Here is a 16,986-nt window from a genome sequence, read left to right as displayed (position 1 = left end):
CGTTAAACCGACGGGGAGAGTTCCAAGGATTTGGCCAAGGGTCGAGTCGCAAATCGAGGAGAGAAAACGCCCATGAAGGTATTGGTGCCTGTCAAACGCGTGATCGACTACAACGTGAAAGTGCGTGTCAAAGCGGACGGATCCGGTGTCGATCTTGCCAATGTGAAAATGTCCATGAACCCGTTCGACGAAATTTCCGTCGAGCAGGCGATCCGCCTCAAGGAAGCCGGTCAGGCGGACGAAGTCGTCGCCGTTTCAATCGGTGTGAAACAGGCACAGGAAACCCTGCGCACGGCACTGGCGATGGGCGCGGACCGGGCCATTCTCGTGGTGGCATCCGACGATGTGCACAAGGACATCGAGCCGCTGGCGGTCGCCAAGATCCTCAAGGCCATCGTCGAAGAGGAACAGCCCGGGCTGGTCCTCACAGGCAAGCAAGCGATCGACAATGACATGAACGCGACCGGCCAGATGCTGGCAGCCCTTCTGGGCTGGAGCCAGGCAACCTTTGCATCCAACGTCGAGATCGAAGGCGACAAGGCCAAGGTCACGCGCGAAGTTGACGGCGGCCTGCAGACGATCGAGGTTTCCATGCCCACCGTCGTTACCGTCGATCTGCGCCTGAACGAGCCGCGCTATGCGTCGCTGCCGAACATCATGAAGGCGAAGAAAAAGCCGCTGGAAGAAAAGACACCCGAAGACTACGGCGTCGATGTCTCCAACCGGCTCGAAATCATCAAGACGGTCGAACCCGAAGCACGCGCAGCGGGCATCAAGGTCGGTTCCGTGGATGAACTGGTGGCGAAACTCAAAGAAGCGGGGGCTGTGTAATGGCTGTTCTACTCCTTGCAGAAGTGACTGATGGCGAACTGTCCATGGATGCGACCGCCAAGGCGGTGACCGCAGCCAAACAGTTGGGCGATGTGACCGTACTTGCAGCGGGCGGTTCGGCGGCAGCGGCCGGCGAAGCGGCGGCAAAGATCGATGGTGTTTCCAAGGTGCTGGTCGCCGAGGACGCAACGCTCGGTCACCGCTTGGCGGAATCCACCGCCGCGCTGATCGTTTCGCTCGCCGGTGACTACGATCACATCGTGGCACCCGCCACGACCGACGCCAAGAACGTCATGCCGCGCGTGGCCGCGCTGCTGGACGTGCAGATTATCTCCGACGCTTCCGGCGTTGTCGATGCAGATACGTTCGAACGCCCGATCTACGCTGGCAACGCGGTGCAGACCGTGAAATCCAGCGACGCGAAGAAGGTCATCACCTTCCGCACTTCGACATTCGATGCAGCCGGTGAAGGCGGTTCCGCCTCGGTGGAAACGATCTCCGCTGCCGAAGACCCCGGTCTCAGCAGCTGGGTCGAGGACAAGGTTGCCGAAAGCGACCGGCCCGAGCTTACCTCCGCAGGCGTCGTCGTCTCCGGTGGTCGTGGCATCGGTTCCGAAGAGAACTTCGAACTGGTCGAAAAGCTGGCCGACAAGCTCGGGGCCGCCGTCGGTGCATCCCGCGCGGCTGTCGACTCCGGCTATGCCCCCAATGACTGGCAGGTCGGGCAGACCGGAAAGGTCGTGGCCCCCGATCTTTACATCGCTCTCGGCATTTCCGGCGCAATCCAGCATCTTGCCGGTATGAAAGACAGCAAGATCATCGTCGCCATCAACAAGGATGAGGAAGCGCCGATTTTCCAGGTCGCGGACTATGGCCTCGTGGCCGACCTCTTCGAGGCGGTGCCGGAACTGATCGAAAAGCTTTGATCCACGCTTGAACGAACGTCTGAAGGGCCTGTCGGAAACGATGGGCCCTTTCTACATCAGGGGCCGTATCGTTTGCGCCAGGGCTTCGGCGGCCTCGCGGTGGGCGCGAACGCCCAGCATGGAAGCCGCGGCGGGCAAATCCATTTCATCGCAATGCATCCCCGCGACGTCGCCTGCAGCCGCGCGCCCTGATATGACAACCTCTGTCAGGGCGGTGGCATCGCGCGCTACCCGGTCGACCATTCCACGCGTTACGAACATGGGGTCCGCCGTCATGGCACAACCGGGCCGGTCCATGCGCTGGGGCGGCGCGCCCCGTGCGAACCAGAACAACACGGATGGCCCTTCCGCCGCGCGCAGAAGGCTGCGCATCCGTTCTTCCCACAGCCCTTGCAGTTCTCGTCTTATCATCGCGACGCGTCTGGGCCCGGTACGATGAAGATGCATCAGCATATGCCGGGTAAAATGAAAATCTGCGAAGTCCACTTCGGGGTAGAGAAGGCGAAGCGGGGTCCGCGCGGAAACGAACCGGTCATTTCGCCGCCGGTGCACCGTGTAGAAACGGTTGCTCATGTTCTGCGCCCCGATGATCTGGAACACCCGCAAACGGGCCGCGGCGATCAGCTCCGCCACATCCGGATCGCTCAGGTGTGCATCCAGCCCGGCGTTACACAGGCCGAGGTTCACGCAATCGGTTTGGATCAGCCCCTCGACCAGCCGGGGGAAGGGATCGGGAATGAATTTGCCGAAAGTCTCCGTCCCCCCCACAAAGGCCACATAGGGGGCCGTGCCGTCCTTGGCCGGCCCGCGAAACCGCAGCCTGGACCGACCATGCCTGTAAAACTCGTAATCGAGCGTTCCGCCCCTCATGATTTCATAGGTCATCCGGCCCACCTTTCATCTCACCCGGGAACGGTTTGAAGCAGCGGATTTGCGATTTTCTTAAAGGGAGAATTGGACCGAAGCCTGCGGGTACGGCTGCCCTTGCGGCCCCGCCCCACACCAACCTATGTTAGGTCAAATGACCAAGGGGCAGAGCATGGAAATCCAGACAATCGGAATCGTTGGCGCGGGCCAGATGGGCAACGGGATCGCCCATGTGATGGCATTGGCCGGCTACGACGTTCTGCTGACGGACGTCAGCGAGGACGCCATGTCAGCCGCGATGGACACCATCGAAGGCAACATGAAGCGGCAGGTGGGCCGCGGGAAAATCTCCGAAGAGGATCAGCAGGCGGCCTTCGCGCGGATCAAGACGACGCCGACCCTGACCGATCTGGGCAAGAGCGATCTGATCATCGAAGCAGCCACCGAACGTGAGACGGTAAAGCAGGCCATTTTCGAGGATCTCATCCCGCATCTGAAGCCGACGACGATCCTGACATCCAACACGTCCTCCATCTCCATCACCCGGCTGGCGAGCCGGACCGACAGGCCGGAAAAGTTCATGGGCTTTCACTTCATGAACCCTGTTCCCGTGATGCAGCTGGTAGAGTTGATCCGGGGCATCGCAACGGATGAGGAAACCTTCAACGCCTGCAAAGAAGTGGTCGAACGTCTGAACAAGACCGCCGCATCGGCCGAAGATTTCCCCGCCTTCATCGTGAACCGCATTCTCATGCCGATGATCAACGAAGCGGTCTATACGCTCTACGAAGGCGTGGGCAACGTCAAGTCCATCGACAGTTCCATGAAGCTGGGCGCAAACCACCCCATGGGGCCGCTGGAGCTGGCGGATTTCATCGGACTGGACACCTGCCTTGCGATCATGAACGTGTTGCATGACGGGCTGGCGGATACCAAATACCGCCCCTGCCCCCTGCTCACCAAATATGTCGAAGCCGGCTGGCTTGGTCGCAAGACCGAGCGGGGGTTCTACGACTATCGCGGCGATGAACCGGTCCCCACGCGCTGAGGGGCGGCGGTCTCGCGCCCTAACCTTCGAGTTGGAGCGTATGCGCCCGTAGCCACGCCATGAAGGCGCGCGGGTCTTCGGCGCGGGCGTCAATCTCTGCCCGGGGGATCGGCCTGCCCACGACAGGCGCCTGTGGCTTCCCACAAGCATGGACGATTTCGTGCAGCAGCAGCCCTTGCCGCAGAATCGGGCTGAGGCGATTGGCAATCTGATAGGCGCGGCTGTTCTGCCCGGGGAACATTATGGGCACTACGGTCGCACCGGAGCGCCGGATCATCTTCGCGGTAAAGACGTTCCATTCCGCCTCTACCGCGGGGCCGAACCAGCTTTGGGAGGCGGCCACCACGCCCGAGGGGAACAGGGCAACCAGACCGCCATCGGCCAGATGCTTCATAGCCTTCGCGCGCATTTCCACACCCTTCCGCTGGGCGTCGGCTTCATGCGGGAAGGGCACCGGGATCATGTAGCTGCCCGCGACTTCGTCGATCGATGTCAGCAGGGACCGGGTGAGAATTCGGTAATCCGGGCGTACCCGACCGATAAGATCGGCAAAGATCATACCATCGACCATGCCATGCGGGTGGTTGGCCACCACGACAGTCGGCCCTTCGCGGGGAATACGGTCGAGCTGTTCCTGCGGGGTGAACAGCTCAATCTCCATAATGTCGAGGGCCGCCCGCCAGAACGCCTGCCCTGCGGGCACGCCTCGCTTCTCGAACTGGCGGGTCATCCTGAGGACGGAAAGCTTTCCCGTCATCAGTTCGATCCCCTTGATCACAGCCGATTGCCACGGGCTGTCGAAGGTAGAGGCATAGGACAGACTGCGCCTGTCGTACTTGAAGGGTGTATCCTCAGGCGGTGCGTGGGCCATGTCAGGGCGGATCGGTCGCGATGTATCGTTCATCGACATGAGCGTACCCTGCTTGCTATGGGGCCCCGCTGGCTCAGGACCCTTCCCCGAACTTGTCCGCAACAAGGGCCCGGAGCGCTTCGGCCAAAGCCTCTTCGTCAGGGCCGGAGGTTTGCACTTCGATCACGCTGCCCCGTGCCGCAGCCAGCATCAGAAGCCCCATGATACTGTCACCAGAGGCAGACATGCCATCCTTGGCGACCTCGGCCTGCGCATCGAAGGCTTCCACCACCTCGACCAGCTTGGCCGAGGCGCGCGCGTGCAGCCCCTTTTCGTTTACGATTTCAAGCTTGATCTGCGTCATACTGCCTTACCCCGTTCCGCCACACTGACGTTCTGGGCATCGATGTATTTCTTTCCCGCTTCAAGGGCAGAGCGCACCGCGGTCGGCACGTCGAGATGGCGCGATTTCGCCAGTTTGATCAGCATTGGCAAATTGGCGCCGTAGATGATGCGCCGGTTTTCCGGTCGGCACGCCTGCATGCTGAGGTTCGAAGGCGACCCCCCGAAAAGATCAGTGACCACGACGACGCCTGCCCCCTGATCGACTTCGTCAGCGGCGGCGCAGATCTCGCGCTCTTTCGCGGGGCGGTCATGGTCGGCCTGGATGGCAATCGCCCGGACCCCGTGCAGCGAACCCACGACATGCTCGATGGCCGCAAGATATTCCTGCGCCAGTCCGCCGTGTGCCACGATCACAATACCAATCACGTCCGCGCCTCATCATGATGCTGCCGGTCCAGTTCGCGATGCCTAATTGACACTTGCCACCCCTTCTCCGCAAGGCTCTTTGCGTGGTGTTCGGCCAGCGTGACGGAACGATGTTGTCCTCCCGTACAGCCAAAAGCGATGGCAAAATGAGACTTTCCCTCATTCTGGTAGGCAGGCAGCAGGAGCAGGTTGAGATCGAGCACTTGTTGCGCGAACGCCTCGTAGAGCGGATCGGCCATCACATGTTCGGCCACTTTCGCCTCGGTCCCGTTGTGGGGGCGCAAGGCGGGTACCCAGTAGGGATTGCGCAGAAAGCGACAGTCAAAGACCGTATCGACGCTGCGCGGCAGGCCGCGCTTGTATGAAAACGACTGCACCGAAACACTCAGGTGATGCGCGCCACCGGGAGCGAACCAATGCTCTACCTCTGTGCGAAGCTGATGCACATTCAGGTCCGTCGTGTCGATCAGCACATCGGCCCGCGTGCGAAACGGTTTCAGCAATTCCTGTTCACGCCGGATACCGTCGGCCGGGCGGGCGGAGGGTGCCAGCGGGTGCCGCCGCCGGGTTTCGGAAAAACGCCGGAGCAGCACATCGGTCGAACAATCGAGGTAGAGCAGTTCCACCTTCATCCCGTCCTGCGCCGACATCTCCACCATTAGGTCGAGCACGGTATCGGTGGAAAAATCGCGATTGCGCGCATCGATACCCAATGCGATGGGGCCGGCATGGGTGGTATCGCCCAGCAGCGATGGCAGCATCCGAAGCGGCAGATTGTCGATCGCTTCGAATCCGGCGTCTTCCAGCACGTTCAGGGCGGAGGAACGCCCTGCGCCGGATGGCCCCGTGACAAAGACGAGGCGGCGTGGAGAGGTGGCCAGTTCAGTCATCGAAGCGCTTCATACCGCCTTTCATATAAAGAAGCAGCGCCGCCGCGAAATGGGGGCTATCGGCATTGTGAAGACAGGGCAAAGTCACCCCCAGATAGGTCCGAATATGACGTTCGGGCAGACGTGCTTTTTCTTCGGTACCCATGTCCACGACCGCCGCCAAAACCACCCCGGATTGCGCAGGATGTACCAACAGCCCCACCCCGCGCGCTTCGATCACTCCGGCAATGGCCCCGGGGGCCGTTGCGGCAAGATGACCATCGGTCCGCTTCAGCACCGTGCGGTCATCGGCAACCAGTTGCGCCCCGAGCGACAGAAGTCGCAATGAGAGAGAAGACTTTCCGCTGCCCGATGGCCCGATAATCAGAAGGCCCCTGCCATCGATGGCGACACAGCTGCCGTGGACCGTGATACTCGTCGGTGAACCCTCGGGCGATGCGACGCTTTCGCGCATGTGTCAGGTCGGCAGACCCACGACGAAGCGCGCACCAAGCGGATCGGAGGTGATATCGGCCTCCGTCGGGCGAATGTTCTCCGCCCAGATGACGCCGCCGTGGGCCTCCACGATCTGCTTGGAAATGGCGAGCCCGAGGCCGGAGTTGTTGCCGAAATGCTCTTCGGGGCGCTGGGAATAGAAGCGCTTGAAGATCTTGGACAGGGCCTGATCGGGAATGCCCGGGCCGGTATCCTCTACCACGATAAGGACGCGGTTTTCACGCTTGCGGGCCCAGACGCGAATGGCGTCCCCGTCTTCGCAGAAGGAAATGGCGTTGGTGATCAGGTTCACGAAGACCTGCGCGAGCCGCGCCTCCAACCCGTGCACGATGACCGGGCTATCCGGCAGGTCTGTGATGAAATCGATGCCCTTGCTCTTGGCATCCTCGCCAAGGTACTGGCCCAGATTGCCGAGCATCTGGAGAAGATCGAAGGGTTCTTCCTCTTCCTTGACGAGTTCGCTGTCCAGACGGGAGGCATTGGAAATGTCGCTCACCAGCCGGTCCAGCCGCCGTACGTCATGGTCGATCACGTCCAGCAGCTTCTGGCGCTGGTCGTCGCGCTTGATCACCCGCAGCGTGCCCACGGCGGAACGCAGAGATGCGAGCGGGTTCTTGATTTCATGGGCAACGTCGGCCGCGAATTGTTCGTTTCCGTCGATACGGTTGTAAAGCGCGGACACCATGCCCCGCAGCGCGCCGGACAGCCGCCCGATTTCGTCAGGGCGGGCGGTCAGGTCGGGGATACGGATGCGCCCAGGGTTCATCTTCCGTGCGTCCCGGTCGCGGCTCAACTCGGCGGCGGCGGCCAGATCGGCAAGCGGATTGGCAATGGTGGAGGCCAGCACGAGGCTGAGGCCGATGCTCACCAATGTCGCGATCACGAACATCTGAAGCACGCGCTCCCGCTCGCTCCTGACAAGGCTGTCGATCTCTCCCGTGGCACTCGCCACCGCAACGGCCCCGACCGCGCGACCGGCCTGTTCGATCGGGGTCACGACGGTAAAGAGCGTGCCGCCCGTTGCATCGATCCCGTCTTCGATCTGGGTGCCGTTCGTCAGGCTGTTTGCCACGAGGCTCCGCAATTGCTCTTCAACCGGCAGGATCGGTTGCCCGGGCCCTTGAAAGGGCGAGGAAACCTTTTGCCACAACCAGTTGAGACCGTCGGTCAGGATGGTTCGATCTGCATTCTCGGGGCCCGAGACACGCTCCGGAAATTCCTTGCCCCCTTCCGTACGCGCGATAAGCGTTTCGGACGGATCATAAACATATACCTCGATCCCGTTGCGCAGATCGAGTTGCCCCAGTGTCGTGGACACGTCCACGCCATCGCCGGTCGCAAGGCTGACAGGCGCACCGGCGGGCAACTGCGCCTCGATCACGTCGGCGATCAGCTCCGCTTCGGCGACCAGCGAAGCGGCGCGTTGCAATGCAAGACTGTCCCGCGAGGAGTTCAGATAGAGAATGCCCGCGACGAGCACGTTGAGGGCGATGAGGTTGAAAGTGATGATCTTGCGCGTCAGGGGCGAGGCGCGCAGGGAAAACAGCCCGCGCCGCTGTCGCCGCGCGATCAGTTCGCCGGAGGCTTCACTATCCGGCGCGACCCAATCGTCGCCGAGGACAACATCGCCGTCCCGTGTCGGAGGAGACAGATCCCGCACGAAATTCCTTTCGACCACCGCCATCAGGTCACTCTTCGTTGTATCTGTAACCGATACCGTAGAGGGTCTCAATCGCGGAGAAGTCATTGTCAGCGGTCCGCATCTTCTTGCGAAGGCGCTTGATGTGGCTGTCGATCGTGCGGTCGTCCACATAAACCTGATCGTCGTAGGCCACGTCCATCAACTGGTCGCGCGACTTCACGAAACCGGGCCGTTGGGCGAGCGCCTGAAGCAGCAGGAATTCCGTCACGGTGAGCGAGACATCCTTGCCTTTCCAGCTGACCGAATGGCGCAGCGGATCCATCCGCAGGTCGCCCCGTTCCATCACCTTGGTTTCCTCGGTGTCGCCGACCATGTCGGTGTCCACCGCGTCCTGACGGCGCAGCAGCGCCCGGATGCGTTCCACCAGGAGGCGCTGGCTGAAGGGCTTCTTGACGTAATCGTCGGCACCCATCCGAAGGCCGAGCACCTCGTCGATCTCGTCATCCTTGGAGGTGAGGAAGATGACGGGCATCGCCGTCTTCTGGCGGAGCCGCTGCAACAGGTCCATCCCGTCCATGCGGGGCATCTTGATGTCCAGCACCGCCATGTCAGGTAGTTTCTTGTTGAACGCATCCAGCGCCGCCTGACCGTCGTTATAAGTCTCCACCTCGAAGCCTTCGGCCTCCAGCGTCATCGAGACGGACGTCAGGATATTCCTGTCGTCGTCGACCAATGCTATCTTGGACATCGCCTGTTTCCTTGTGCTGCTCAATACACGTATTATTTTTGGGTCATTGATCCCCAATGTCGCCAGTCGAATCAATGGCTAAGTGCGAATCGGCCTGCCCACGCGTTCCATTTCCGCCACAATTTGGTTAGGGATGGCTAAATTGCCGCACTTTCACGCGTGACGTGCCCCCGATCCTCGCTTGCGTCGCAAACCATGTAAGGACCGGGCGCCAAACTTCGCCATGGTGGCGCTAACTACCCCGAACCCGCCTGTTCATCTTTGGAATCGACGTGCTAAGAGGCAGGCGAGCCCCGCCGGGGCAGGGGCTGTCCCGGCCCGCAAAGCCAATCGTTCGCCGCCCATGGCGCGCCACAGGAGACACATACATGACATCAGGACGGGTCAACCCGCAGTTCCGCCTAGAGGATCAGGGCATCACAGGGCTGGGCAATGTCTATTACAACCTGATGGAGCCTGCGCTGGTCGAAACCGCCCTTTCCCGGGGCGAAGGCACACTTGGCCGCGGGGGCGCTTTCCTCGTGACCACGGGCAAGTTCACCGGCCGGTCGCCCAAGGACAAGCATGTGGTCAAGACCGACAGCGTGGCCGATTCCATCTGGTGGGACAACAACGCCGCCATGACGCCCGAAGGTTTCGATGCCCTTCACAAGGACATGCTGGAGCACATGAAGGGCAAGGACTACTTCGTCCAGGATCTGGTGGGCGGCGCGGATCCGCGCCACGCTATCAATGTGCGCATGGTCACCGAACTGGCATGGCACGGTCTTTTCATTCGGCACATGCTGCGCCGGCCCGACCGTGCCGATCTCGACAGTTTCACGGCCGACTTCACGGTCATCAACTGCCCGTCCTTCCGCGCCGACCCCAAAAAGCATGATTGCCGGTCCGAAACCGTGATCGCCATGAACTTCGATCGCAAGATGATCCTCATCGGTGGCACCGAATACGCGGGCGAGAACAAGAAATCGGTGTTCACGCTGCTGAACTACCTGCTGCCGGAAAAGGGCGTCATGCCCATGCATTGTTCCGCAAACCATGCGAACGGCAACCCGGTGGATACCGCCGTTTTCTTCGGCCTGTCGGGCACGGGCAAGACCACCCTCTCCGCCGACCCCGAACGGACCCTGATCGGAGACGACGAACACGGCTGGTCCGATCACGGCACCTTCAACTTCGAAGGTGGCTGCTACGCCAAGACGATCAACCTCAGCCCCGAAGCGGAGCCCGAGATCTACGCCACAACCGAGAAGTTCGGCACGGTGATCGAGAACATGGTGTTCGATGAGGAAACCAAGGAGCTCGACTTCGAGGACGACAGCCTGACGGCCAACATGCGCTGCGCCTATCCGCTGCACTATATTTCCAACGCTTCCACGAAGGCCACGGGCGGGCACCCGAAGAACATCATCATGCTGACCTGTGACGCTTTCGGCGTCCTGCCCCCCATCGCGCGGCTCACCCCCGCGCAGGCGATGTACCACTTCCTCTCCGGTTTCACCTCCAAGGTGGCGGGGACCGAACGCGGTGTGACCGAGCCGGAGCCCACGTTTTCCACCTGTTTCGGGGCGCCTTTCATGCCGCGCCGGCCCGAAGTCTACGGCAGGCTGCTGCGGGATAAGATCGCCCAGCACGGTGCAACCTGCTGGCTCGTCAATACCGGCTGGACCGGCGGCGCCTATGGCACAGGTTCCCGCATGCCGATCAAGGCGACGCGGGCGCTGCTGACCGCCGCCCTGGACGGTTCGCTGGCCGATGCGGAATACCGCAAGGACAAGAACTTCGGTTTCGAAGTTCCGGTTTCGGTCAACGGCGTTGCCGATATCCTGCTGGATCCGCGCCGCACCTGGGATAATCCGGAGGCCTATGACCGGCAGGCGGCGAAACTGATCGCCATGTTCTCGAACAACTTCGAGCAATACCTGCCGCATATCGACGATGACGTGCGCGCCGCCGCCATCGGCTGATCTAGCTTCGTTATTCGGCTGGGGCCGCGTGCGGCGCGGTCCCCTGCCCCTGCGGCGCGCTCAGGCCGCCATCGGCACCAGTTCGGCCAAAGGCATATCGAGGATGTAGTGCAGATCCTCACGGTGCATGTAGACCATGAAACCTTCGATCGGCGTTTCCTTACCCTGAAGGAACCATCGCAGCGCGCCCGGTTCGGAATGCATGTACCCATGGCGTTCGGCAAAGCCCTTGAACGCCACGGACCGTTGCATGAAACCGAAGACGTAATCCGGATCCCAACGGTGCATCGCCTCCAGAAAGGCATAGCGCCCCAGTATGCTGGACAGCCCGCTGCCACGGAACTGGCCGGGCGAACCGCCGATCCAGAACTCGCCATGATAGGCGATACAGCCCCTCATCCGTTGCGCCCCCGGCCCTGCCCGATACCGTGACCGCTCAAGGTCCAGACCGTCCACGGCGGGGGGAAAGTCGCGAAAGCCGTGGCGCATGTAATCGCCAAGGCTGCGCGCCCCTGTATCCAGAACCCGCATGGCCTGCGTGTGCATCAGCTTGCCTTCGCCATCGTGACCCAATAGCCAAAAGGCGTTTTCCGATCCCAGATCGTGCCTGTCGGGGTCGAACGGAGCACCGATCACCTGATCAGGACGCGCCATGGCAAGCAAGTCACGGTATTCATCGAAATCTGTACCTGTCGTGATTGTGATGCCGAGTCGGTTCAGGATTTCGGTGCTACTAGCTAGGAATCTTTCATCGTTTTGAAAATTGTGCAGCGTCATAAGGGCTCCTATCGGGCAGACTACGGCCCGACATTATCCCATTATGCGGCATAACGCTCAAATATTGCAGGCTGACGCTTCAAAGGAAGTGGTCGCATCCAGCGGCATCGCCTCCAACACGGACTGGTCGAGACCGGCAATCCCGATCTTTTCGGACCGGTCCACCACCGCGATCAGCGCGAAACTGCCGTCGGGAAAGCGCCCGCCCAGCAAAAGCCGCTGATAGGCGACGGGAACAGGTTTCCCCCCCTTTTCACGCGGCAGACGCGTCACGACCTCATCCAGCCGCACCCCGCGGGAGGCCTGAATTTCACGAAAGGGCTGTTCCAGCATCTGGGCAAAATCCTCGCCCCCCGGGAACTCCCCTAATGGGCGCCCGATGGCGCTGCGCGCATCACGCCAGCCCCACCAGCGTGAGTAAAAGGATTCCTCCCCCAATTCCACGCAGATCCAGCCGCTGGGACTGTCGCGGTAGACAAGTACATGGGGGCGAATCTTGGCCATGCCCTTGTCTTCCAGCCAGCCCCCGCTGCGGGCCCATGCCACGGTGGCCTCTCGCAAAAGCGGCGAATCGGCATCCCAGATGTTCGAAATCGGCTGATGCTGCTGGTAAAAACTCCATCCGTTCGTCTCGTGATGGGCGAGTCGCGACAGACCTTCGGTGTGGTAGGACTGCCCCCGAACCCAGTATTTCCCCCGCGAAACGAGCTCCCGCGCTTCGGGAAGCGCGGCGCGACCGGCCTCCGTCAGGTGATAGCGCCTGTCCTCCACCACGAAAAGCGTTACACCCATCTGCTCTTCGAGCGCCATGATGTGACGGCGCAGCGTCTGGCGCGTGCTTCCAAGCTCCTTGACCGCAATCGTCAGGTTCAGCGTATGCGCCAGCATCAGAAATGAGCGCATCATCTCAAACAATAAGGGGGGAACGGCTTGCTCTTCACCGTTCGCATGCCGAGCGGATTCTGTCATTTCAACCTCTGATTTACTATCTAACGGTACTTAAATCATACGTCAGTGCAACAAGGATCATACTATAATGTACATATTATCTTATAAACAGGGTACATACATCTTCATAATTTGTTTGAATCTATCCAGTTGAATACATGCTGAAATTTCTTATTCACTAAGGTGCGTTCAACCAGAGGTATTCTATGTCCCATCCCGTCGATATCCACGTCGGACAGAAGCTGAAGCAGATCCGTACGCTTAGGCGTCTGTCGCAAACCGATGTTGCCCGGCAGCTCAACCTGTCGTTCCAGCAAATCCAGAAATACGAAATCGGGTCCAACCGGGTTGCCGCCAGCAGATTGTTCGAACTGGCGCAAATACTCGATGTGACGCCGTCGTACTTTTTCGAAGGCCTGCATGACAATGCCAACGCCGCCCCGGCGAAGGACACCAACATGCAAATCGTGACAGCTCTTGCCGCGATTCAGGACGATGCAGTGAAAAACCGCATTGTCACGTTCATCGAAGATGTCTCCGGTGTCACCGTCGCGCGGCAGATGCCCTAGAAAAAGGCACGCCGCAGCAGGTTCAACCCGGCCAGCAGCAGCACGAAAAGCGTCGCGCGCCGGAATGTGTCCTGATCGAACCGGTCGGAAACCAGCCCGCCAATCCACATGCCCAGCGCCGCGGGGATGACCAGCGTCGCGGAAAATGGCGCGGTTTCGGCCCTCAGCACCCCTGAACCGATATGCGCCCCCATGAGCGCGACAGCCCCCAGCCCGTATATCACGCCCTGAATGCGCATCTGGTCCCGCTTCGCCGTTTCCAGTGCCGTCAGATAGGCCACGGTCGGTGGCCCCCAGATCCCCGAAACGCCACCGATCAACCCGGCGAACCCGCCGACGGAAGCCTCCAGCGCCGGGGTTTTCCGAACGCCCTTGAACCGGTAACCGCTCAGCTGCAGCAGGGCAAAGAGGACGACCGGCGCTCCGATGATCAACAGCATCGCGCGGTCTGAGACGAGCCTTACCATCTGGGCCGACGCAAAAAGCGTGATCCCCCCCACCAGCAGAAACACCCGAAACCGGACGATCGATTCCCACGCCGCCGCAAATCCCTGCCGCAGCGCCTGCATCGCGTTGGAGACCAGCGTGGGCAGAATCAGCCCGGCCAAGGCAAGCTCCGGCGACATGAACGTTGTAAGGCCCGAAATGAGGACAAGAGGCATGGCGAAACCGACCACCCCTTTCACAAAGCCCGCAAGCACCGCGATACCCAGTGCAAAAAGAAATTCGGAAACCGATACCAGAGCGAAAATACTGTCCATGCGGCCTACATATCACCTGCATCCGGCGCTGCACGGGCAAAAACGCTGCGCAACTTTTGACCAAAACGACGCAGCAAAACGTATTTTTATTGTGCTGCACCTGCGAAGAAGGTATCCCCGGGCCAAGCTGCAAAGGAGAGATTCATGCCACATGACGGTCAGGACATGCCCATGCAAGATAGCGCCCTTCTCGCCGGTCTTCTGGACCTGACACGCGCGGCCATCGCCCCGGTGGACGCCGTGCTGGAACGTGCGGTCGATACCGTTCGCGGGACGGTCAGCGAAAACGGCAAGGTCTCCGCCGCGTTGATTGAACGCCACCAGACCGCCGCCCACGGGCTGGCGTGGCTGGCGACATATGCGCAGGCCCTGCGGCAGATGCAGACCTGGGCGGAGAAACTGGCGGCAGAAGGCCGCTTCGGCGAGACCGAGCAGTTGCTGCACCAGATCGCATTCGGCGAATACCTCAACCAGATCGCCGGCGGCATCCAGATGAACCAGGGTGAGGTTCTTCGGCTGCAGGATCTGGGCCTTTCCGAAGAGGACATCTCCAACCTCTCCACGCAGGAGGTTCGCCATCTCTGCCGCGCCGCCAATACTCAGGACGCGCGCAGCCAGCTTGTTCGCCAGATGCAGGAACATGCCGCCAACGCCACGGTCGGCGCCTCCGGGCTCGATGAGGAACTGGAGATGATCCGCGACCAGTTCCGCCGCTACGCCGCGCAAAAGGTCGAACCCTTCGCCCACGAATGGCACCTGAAGGACGAGCTGATCCCCATGGAGGTGATCGAGGAGCTGGCGGAGATGGGTGTCTTTGGGCTGACCATCCCGGAAGAATACGGCGGCTTCGGCCTGTCCAAAGCCTCCATGTGCGTCGTGTCGGAAGAGCTTTCGCGCGGCTACATCGGTGTCGGCAGCCTCGGCACCCGGTCGGAAATCGCGGCGGAGCTGATCCTTGCGGGCGGCACGGATGAGCAGAAGGCGAAATGGCTGCCCCGTATCGCAAGTGCGGAGACATTGCCCACCGCCGTCTTCACCGAACCCAATACGGGTTCCGATCTGGGCTCGCTCAGGACCCGGGCCGTGAAGGAAGGTGAAGACTATCGTATCACCGGCAACAAGACATGGATCACCCATGCCGCGCGCACCCATGTGATGACCCTGCTGGCCCGGACCGATCCGGACACCAGCGATTACCGTGGGCTTTCCATGTTCCTCGCCGAAAAGACCCCCGGGGACGATGCCGATCCCTTCCCGACAGAAGGCATGACCGGGGGCGAGATCGAAGTGCTCGGCTATCGCGGCATGAAGGAATACGAACTGGGTTTCGACGGCTTCCACGTGAAGGGCGAAAACCTGCTGGGCGGTGTCGAAGGCAAGGGTTTCAAACAACTGATGGAAACCTTTGAAAGCGCCCGTATCCAGACGGCGGCGCGCGCCATCGGTGTCGCGCAGTCCGCGCTCGATATCTCGATGCAATATGCGCAAGACCGCAAGCAGTTCGGCAAGGCGTTGATCGAATTCCCCCGGGTCTCTTCCAAGCTGGCGATGATGGCGGTGGAGATCATGGTGGCACGACAGCTCACCTATTTCAGCGCCTTCGAGAAGGATCAGGGGCGCCGCTGCGATGTGGAGGCGGGCATGGCCAAGCTTCTGGGCGCGCGCGTGGCGTGGGCGGCAGCGGACAACGGTTTGCAGATCCACGGCGGCAACGGGTTCGCGCTGGAATACAAGATCAGCCGCGTTCTGTGCGATGCACGTATCCTGAATATCTTTGAAGGTGCTGCGGAAATTCAGGCGCAGGTGATCGCCCGGCGTCTACTGGGCTAAGGCCACGGCGGTCGGCAATCCGCCGACCCGAGAACCGCCTCTTGTTTCGCGGGGTGCTCCATCCTATGCACGGATATGAGCACCCATCGCCTGACACCTGATATCTGGCTTGCCGTGGGCCTGCAGGCCTTGCAGGAGCAGGGACCACGCGCGCTGGCCGCCGAGCCGCTCGCGCGCAGGCTCAATACCACAAAGGGATCGTTTTACTGGCATTTCCCCGATGTGCCCGCATTTCAGGCGGCCCTGCTGGATATGTGGTGCCGGGAGGCCGAAGCCGCGCTTCTGACCGCTCGTCAGAAAGCGGCGCCCGCGGATCGGAAGCTTCGTGATTTCTGCGATTCCCTGCTGTCTGACCCTAATGAACAGAGCATGCGCCTCTGGGCCGGCTCCGACGCCGGAGTGGCGACCCGCCTACGCGCGCTGGATGCAGAACGACTGGAACATGTGACCGAACTGCTGCGAGAGCTTGGGCTTGGCAACAGGGGCTTCGCCCTTGCCCTGCTGGGCACAATCGTCGGTCTTCCGCTCACACAAGGCACTGATCCGGCCCAACGGCTCCATGCCGTCGAAACGATGATCGATACCGTGCTCGCCCTGACCTGATGAAAGCCACCGCATGAAATACCTGATTTGCGCTGCCGCCCTCGTCACCCTTTTCTCCGGCTGCAAGAAGGACGAAACCGTTCGCGCCTATGGCGGGGGGGACGCCACTTGGAAGTTGGTAGAACTCAATGGCACCACGTTTGCCGCCGATGCGACCATCGCCTTTCCGGAAAAGGGCAAGATCACCGGGACAGGCCCCTGCAATGAATTCGCGAGCACGATCGAAGTGCCCTATCCATGGTTCAAGGCGGGCCAGATCCAAAGCAGCCGAAAAGCCTGCCCCGCCCTTGCGGCGGAAACCGCGTACTTCCGCGCCCTGACGGATGCAACGCTGGTCGAGGTATCGGATCAGGTCATGATCCTGTCGAACACGGATGGGCTCAGCCTCGTTTTCAAGGCGCTCGAGCAATAAGCGAAACGGGCCGGGCGCGTGCATCCGGCAGCGGACGATCCCCCAGACCCC

19 protein-coding genes are annotated in these 16,986 nt (G+C 61.2%); 8 read left to right on the top strand and 11 right to left on the bottom strand.

The window, feature by feature from the left end:
- Positions 1-72 precede the first annotated feature (72 nt).
- Both A3764_RS06105 and A3764_RS06100 read left to right on the top strand, forming a co-directional pair.
- The gene (locus A3764_RS06105) at positions 73-831 is read left to right on the top strand and encodes an electron transfer flavoprotein subunit beta/FixA family protein (protein ID WP_067924908.1); all 759 of its coding nucleotides are present in this window, start codon (positions 73-75) and stop codon (positions 829-831) included.
- Complete coding sequence (locus tag A3764_RS06100) at positions 831-1,757, top strand: electron transfer flavoprotein subunit alpha/FixB family protein (protein WP_067924910.1); 927 nt, start codon at positions 831-833, stop codon at positions 1,755-1,757. The genes A3764_RS06105 and A3764_RS06100 overlap by 1 nt, the downstream gene beginning before the upstream one ends.
- A gap of 51 nt (positions 1,758-1,808) precedes the next feature.
- On the opposite strand, the gene A3764_RS06095 is transcribed toward A3764_RS06100, so the two are convergent.
- Positions 1,809-2,642: a DUF6473 family protein gene (locus A3764_RS06095; protein WP_067924912.1), complete on the bottom strand. Its 834-nt coding sequence runs from the start codon at positions 2,640-2,642 to the stop codon at positions 1,809-1,811.
- Positions 2,643-2,796: 154 nt separating this feature from the next.
- Between A3764_RS06095 and A3764_RS06090 the strand changes: the two genes are divergently transcribed.
- The gene (locus tag A3764_RS06090; protein WP_067924915.1) at positions 2,797-3,672 is read left to right on the top strand and encodes a 3-hydroxybutyryl-CoA dehydrogenase; all 876 of its coding nucleotides are present in this window, start codon (positions 2,797-2,799) and stop codon (positions 3,670-3,672) included.
- A 19-nt stretch (positions 3,673-3,691) separates the two neighbouring features.
- Here A3764_RS06090 and A3764_RS06085 read toward each other — a convergent pair whose 3' ends face one another.
- The 7 genes from A3764_RS06085 to A3764_RS06055 all read right to left on the bottom strand — a co-directional run bounded on the left by A3764_RS06085 (position 3,692) and on the right by A3764_RS06055 (position 9,068).
- Positions 3,692-4,543 (bottom strand): lysophospholipid acyltransferase family protein, encoded by an 852-nt coding sequence (locus tag A3764_RS06085; protein ID WP_150120816.1) that lies wholly within the window; start codon positions 4,541-4,543, stop codon positions 3,692-3,694.
- Positions 4,544-4,616: 73 nt separating this feature from the next.
- Positions 4,617-4,886 carry an HPr family phosphocarrier protein gene (locus A3764_RS06080; RefSeq protein WP_067924918.1) on the bottom strand — a complete coding sequence of 90 codons (270 nt, stop codon included), beginning with the start codon at positions 4,884-4,886 and terminating at the stop codon, positions 4,617-4,619.
- Positions 4,883-5,293: a PTS sugar transporter subunit IIA gene (locus A3764_RS06075; RefSeq protein ID WP_067924921.1), complete on the bottom strand. Its 411-nt coding sequence runs from the start codon at positions 5,291-5,293 to the stop codon at positions 4,883-4,885. The genes A3764_RS06080 and A3764_RS06075 overlap by 4 nt, the downstream gene beginning before the upstream one ends.
- Complete coding sequence (gene rapZ / locus A3764_RS06070) at positions 5,290-6,183, bottom strand: RNase adapter RapZ (protein WP_067924924.1); 894 nt, start codon at positions 6,181-6,183, stop codon at positions 5,290-5,292. Before rapZ ends, A3764_RS06075 begins: the two co-directional genes overlap by 4 nt.
- Positions 6,176-6,637 (bottom strand): HPr kinase/phosphorylase, encoded by a 462-nt coding sequence (locus tag A3764_RS06065; protein WP_067924927.1) that lies wholly within the window; start codon positions 6,635-6,637, stop codon positions 6,176-6,178. The genes rapZ and A3764_RS06065 overlap by 8 nt, the downstream gene beginning before the upstream one ends.
- 3 nt (positions 6,638-6,640) lie before the next feature.
- A complete protein-coding gene (locus tag A3764_RS06060; RefSeq protein WP_201722157.1) occupies positions 6,641-8,362 on the bottom strand; it encodes a sensor histidine kinase in 1,722 nt (573 codons plus the stop codon).
- 4 nt (positions 8,363-8,366) lie between these two features.
- Positions 8,367-9,068: a response regulator transcription factor gene (locus A3764_RS06055; protein ID WP_067924931.1), complete on the bottom strand. Its 702-nt coding sequence runs from the start codon at positions 9,066-9,068 to the stop codon at positions 8,367-8,369.
- A 368-nt stretch (positions 9,069-9,436) separates the two neighbouring features.
- Between A3764_RS06055 and A3764_RS06050 the strand changes: the two genes are divergently transcribed.
- Positions 9,437-11,035, top strand: coding sequence for a phosphoenolpyruvate carboxykinase (locus tag A3764_RS06050; RefSeq protein ID WP_067924934.1), 1,599 nt, complete (start codon positions 9,437-9,439; stop codon positions 11,033-11,035).
- A gap of 60 nt (positions 11,036-11,095) precedes the next feature.
- On the opposite strand, the gene A3764_RS06045 is transcribed toward A3764_RS06050, so the two are convergent.
- A complete protein-coding gene (locus A3764_RS06045) occupies positions 11,096-11,689 on the bottom strand; it encodes a hypothetical protein (RefSeq protein ID WP_236628066.1) in 594 nt (197 codons plus the stop codon).
- Between the two features lie 180 nt (positions 11,690-11,869).
- Positions 11,870-12,718, bottom strand: coding sequence for a LysR family transcriptional regulator (locus A3764_RS06040; RefSeq protein ID WP_067924941.1), 849 nt, complete (start codon positions 12,716-12,718; stop codon positions 11,870-11,872).
- A 248-nt stretch (positions 12,719-12,966) separates the two neighbouring features.
- Between A3764_RS06040 and A3764_RS06035 the strand changes: the two genes are divergently transcribed.
- Complete coding sequence (locus A3764_RS06035; RefSeq protein ID WP_067924948.1) at positions 12,967-13,329, top strand: helix-turn-helix domain-containing protein; 363 nt, start codon at positions 12,967-12,969, stop codon at positions 13,327-13,329.
- Here A3764_RS06035 and A3764_RS06030 read toward each other — a convergent pair.
- Positions 13,326-14,090: a sulfite exporter TauE/SafE family protein gene (locus tag A3764_RS06030; RefSeq protein ID WP_067924949.1), complete on the bottom strand. Its 765-nt coding sequence runs from the start codon at positions 14,088-14,090 to the stop codon at positions 13,326-13,328. The genes A3764_RS06035 and A3764_RS06030 overlap by 4 nt on opposite strands.
- A 144-nt stretch (positions 14,091-14,234) precedes the next feature.
- Between A3764_RS06030 and A3764_RS06025 the strand changes: the two genes are divergently transcribed.
- The 3 genes from A3764_RS06025 (at position 14,235) to A3764_RS06015 (ending at position 16,935) form a co-directional block, all read left to right on the top strand.
- The gene (locus A3764_RS06025) at positions 14,235-15,920 is read left to right on the top strand and encodes an acyl-CoA dehydrogenase family protein (RefSeq protein ID WP_067924951.1); all 1,686 of its coding nucleotides are present in this window, start codon (positions 14,235-14,237) and stop codon (positions 15,918-15,920) included.
- Positions 15,921-15,995: 75 nt separating this feature from the next.
- Complete coding sequence (locus A3764_RS06020; RefSeq protein ID WP_067924955.1) at positions 15,996-16,523, top strand: TetR/AcrR family transcriptional regulator; 528 nt, start codon at positions 15,996-15,998, stop codon at positions 16,521-16,523.
- Positions 16,524-16,536: 13 nt separating this feature from the next.
- Positions 16,537-16,935 carry an META domain-containing protein gene (locus A3764_RS06015; RefSeq protein ID WP_067924959.1) on the top strand — a complete coding sequence of 133 codons (399 nt, stop codon included), beginning with the start codon at positions 16,537-16,539 and terminating at the stop codon, positions 16,933-16,935.
- The last annotated feature ends 51 nt before the right edge of the window (positions 16,936-16,986 follow it).

Origin of the sequence: Sulfitobacter sp. HI0129, assembly GCF_001635395.1 — a bacterium.
Classification (GTDB): domain Bacteria; phylum Pseudomonadota; class Alphaproteobacteria; order Rhodobacterales; family Rhodobacteraceae; genus Sulfitobacter.
The sequence above is the reverse complement of the archived record's forward strand: the minus strand, read 5'-3'. Positions and strand labels throughout refer to the sequence as shown.

Bases quoted from the DNA above. Each gene is read 5' to 3' on its own strand.
- A3764_RS06105 (WP_067924908.1), top strand. From the start codon at position 73: ATGAAGGTATTGGTGCCTGTCAAACGCGTGATCGACTACAACGTGAAA.
- A3764_RS06100 (WP_067924910.1), top strand. From the start codon at position 831: ATGGCTGTTCTACTCCTTGCAGAAGTGACTGATGGCGAACTGTCCATG.
- A3764_RS06095 (WP_067924912.1), bottom strand. From the start codon at position 2,642: ATGACCTATGAAATCATGAGGGGCGGAACGCTCGATTACGAGTTTTAC.
- A3764_RS06090 (WP_067924915.1), top strand. From the start codon at position 2,797: ATGGAAATCCAGACAATCGGAATCGTTGGCGCGGGCCAGATGGGCAAC.
- A3764_RS06085 (WP_150120816.1), bottom strand. From the start codon at position 4,543: ATGGCCCACGCACCGCCTGAGGATACACCCTTCAAGTACGACAGGCGC.
- A3764_RS06080 (WP_067924918.1), bottom strand. From the start codon at position 4,886: ATGACGCAGATCAAGCTTGAAATCGTAAACGAAAAGGGGCTGCACGCG.
- rapZ (WP_067924924.1), bottom strand. From the start codon at position 6,183: ATGACTGAACTGGCCACCTCTCCACGCCGCCTCGTCTTTGTCACGGGG.
- A3764_RS06065 (WP_067924927.1), bottom strand. From the start codon at position 6,637: ATGCGCGAAAGCGTCGCATCGCCCGAGGGTTCACCGACGAGTATCACG.
- A3764_RS06060 (WP_201722157.1), bottom strand. From the start codon at position 8,362: ATGGCGGTGGTCGAAAGGAATTTCGTGCGGGATCTGTCTCCTCCGACA.
- A3764_RS06055 (WP_067924931.1), bottom strand. From the start codon at position 9,068: ATGTCCAAGATAGCATTGGTCGACGACGACAGGAATATCCTGACGTCC.
- A3764_RS06050 (WP_067924934.1), top strand. From the start codon at position 9,437: ATGACATCAGGACGGGTCAACCCGCAGTTCCGCCTAGAGGATCAGGGC.
- A3764_RS06045 (WP_236628066.1), bottom strand. From the start codon at position 11,689: ATGGCGCGTCCTGATCAGGTGATCGGTGCTCCGTTCGACCCCGACAGG.
- A3764_RS06040 (WP_067924941.1), bottom strand. From the start codon at position 12,718: ATGATGCGCTCATTTCTGATGCTGGCGCATACGCTGAACCTGACGATT.
- A3764_RS06035 (WP_067924948.1), top strand. From the start codon at position 12,967: ATGTCCCATCCCGTCGATATCCACGTCGGACAGAAGCTGAAGCAGATC.
- A3764_RS06030 (WP_067924949.1), bottom strand. From the start codon at position 14,090: ATGGACAGTATTTTCGCTCTGGTATCGGTTTCCGAATTTCTTTTTGCA.
- A3764_RS06025 (WP_067924951.1), top strand. From the start codon at position 14,235: ATGCCACATGACGGTCAGGACATGCCCATGCAAGATAGCGCCCTTCTC.
- A3764_RS06020 (WP_067924955.1), top strand. From the start codon at position 15,996: ATGAGCACCCATCGCCTGACACCTGATATCTGGCTTGCCGTGGGCCTG.
- A3764_RS06015 (WP_067924959.1), top strand. From the start codon at position 16,537: ATGAAATACCTGATTTGCGCTGCCGCCCTCGTCACCCTTTTCTCCGGC.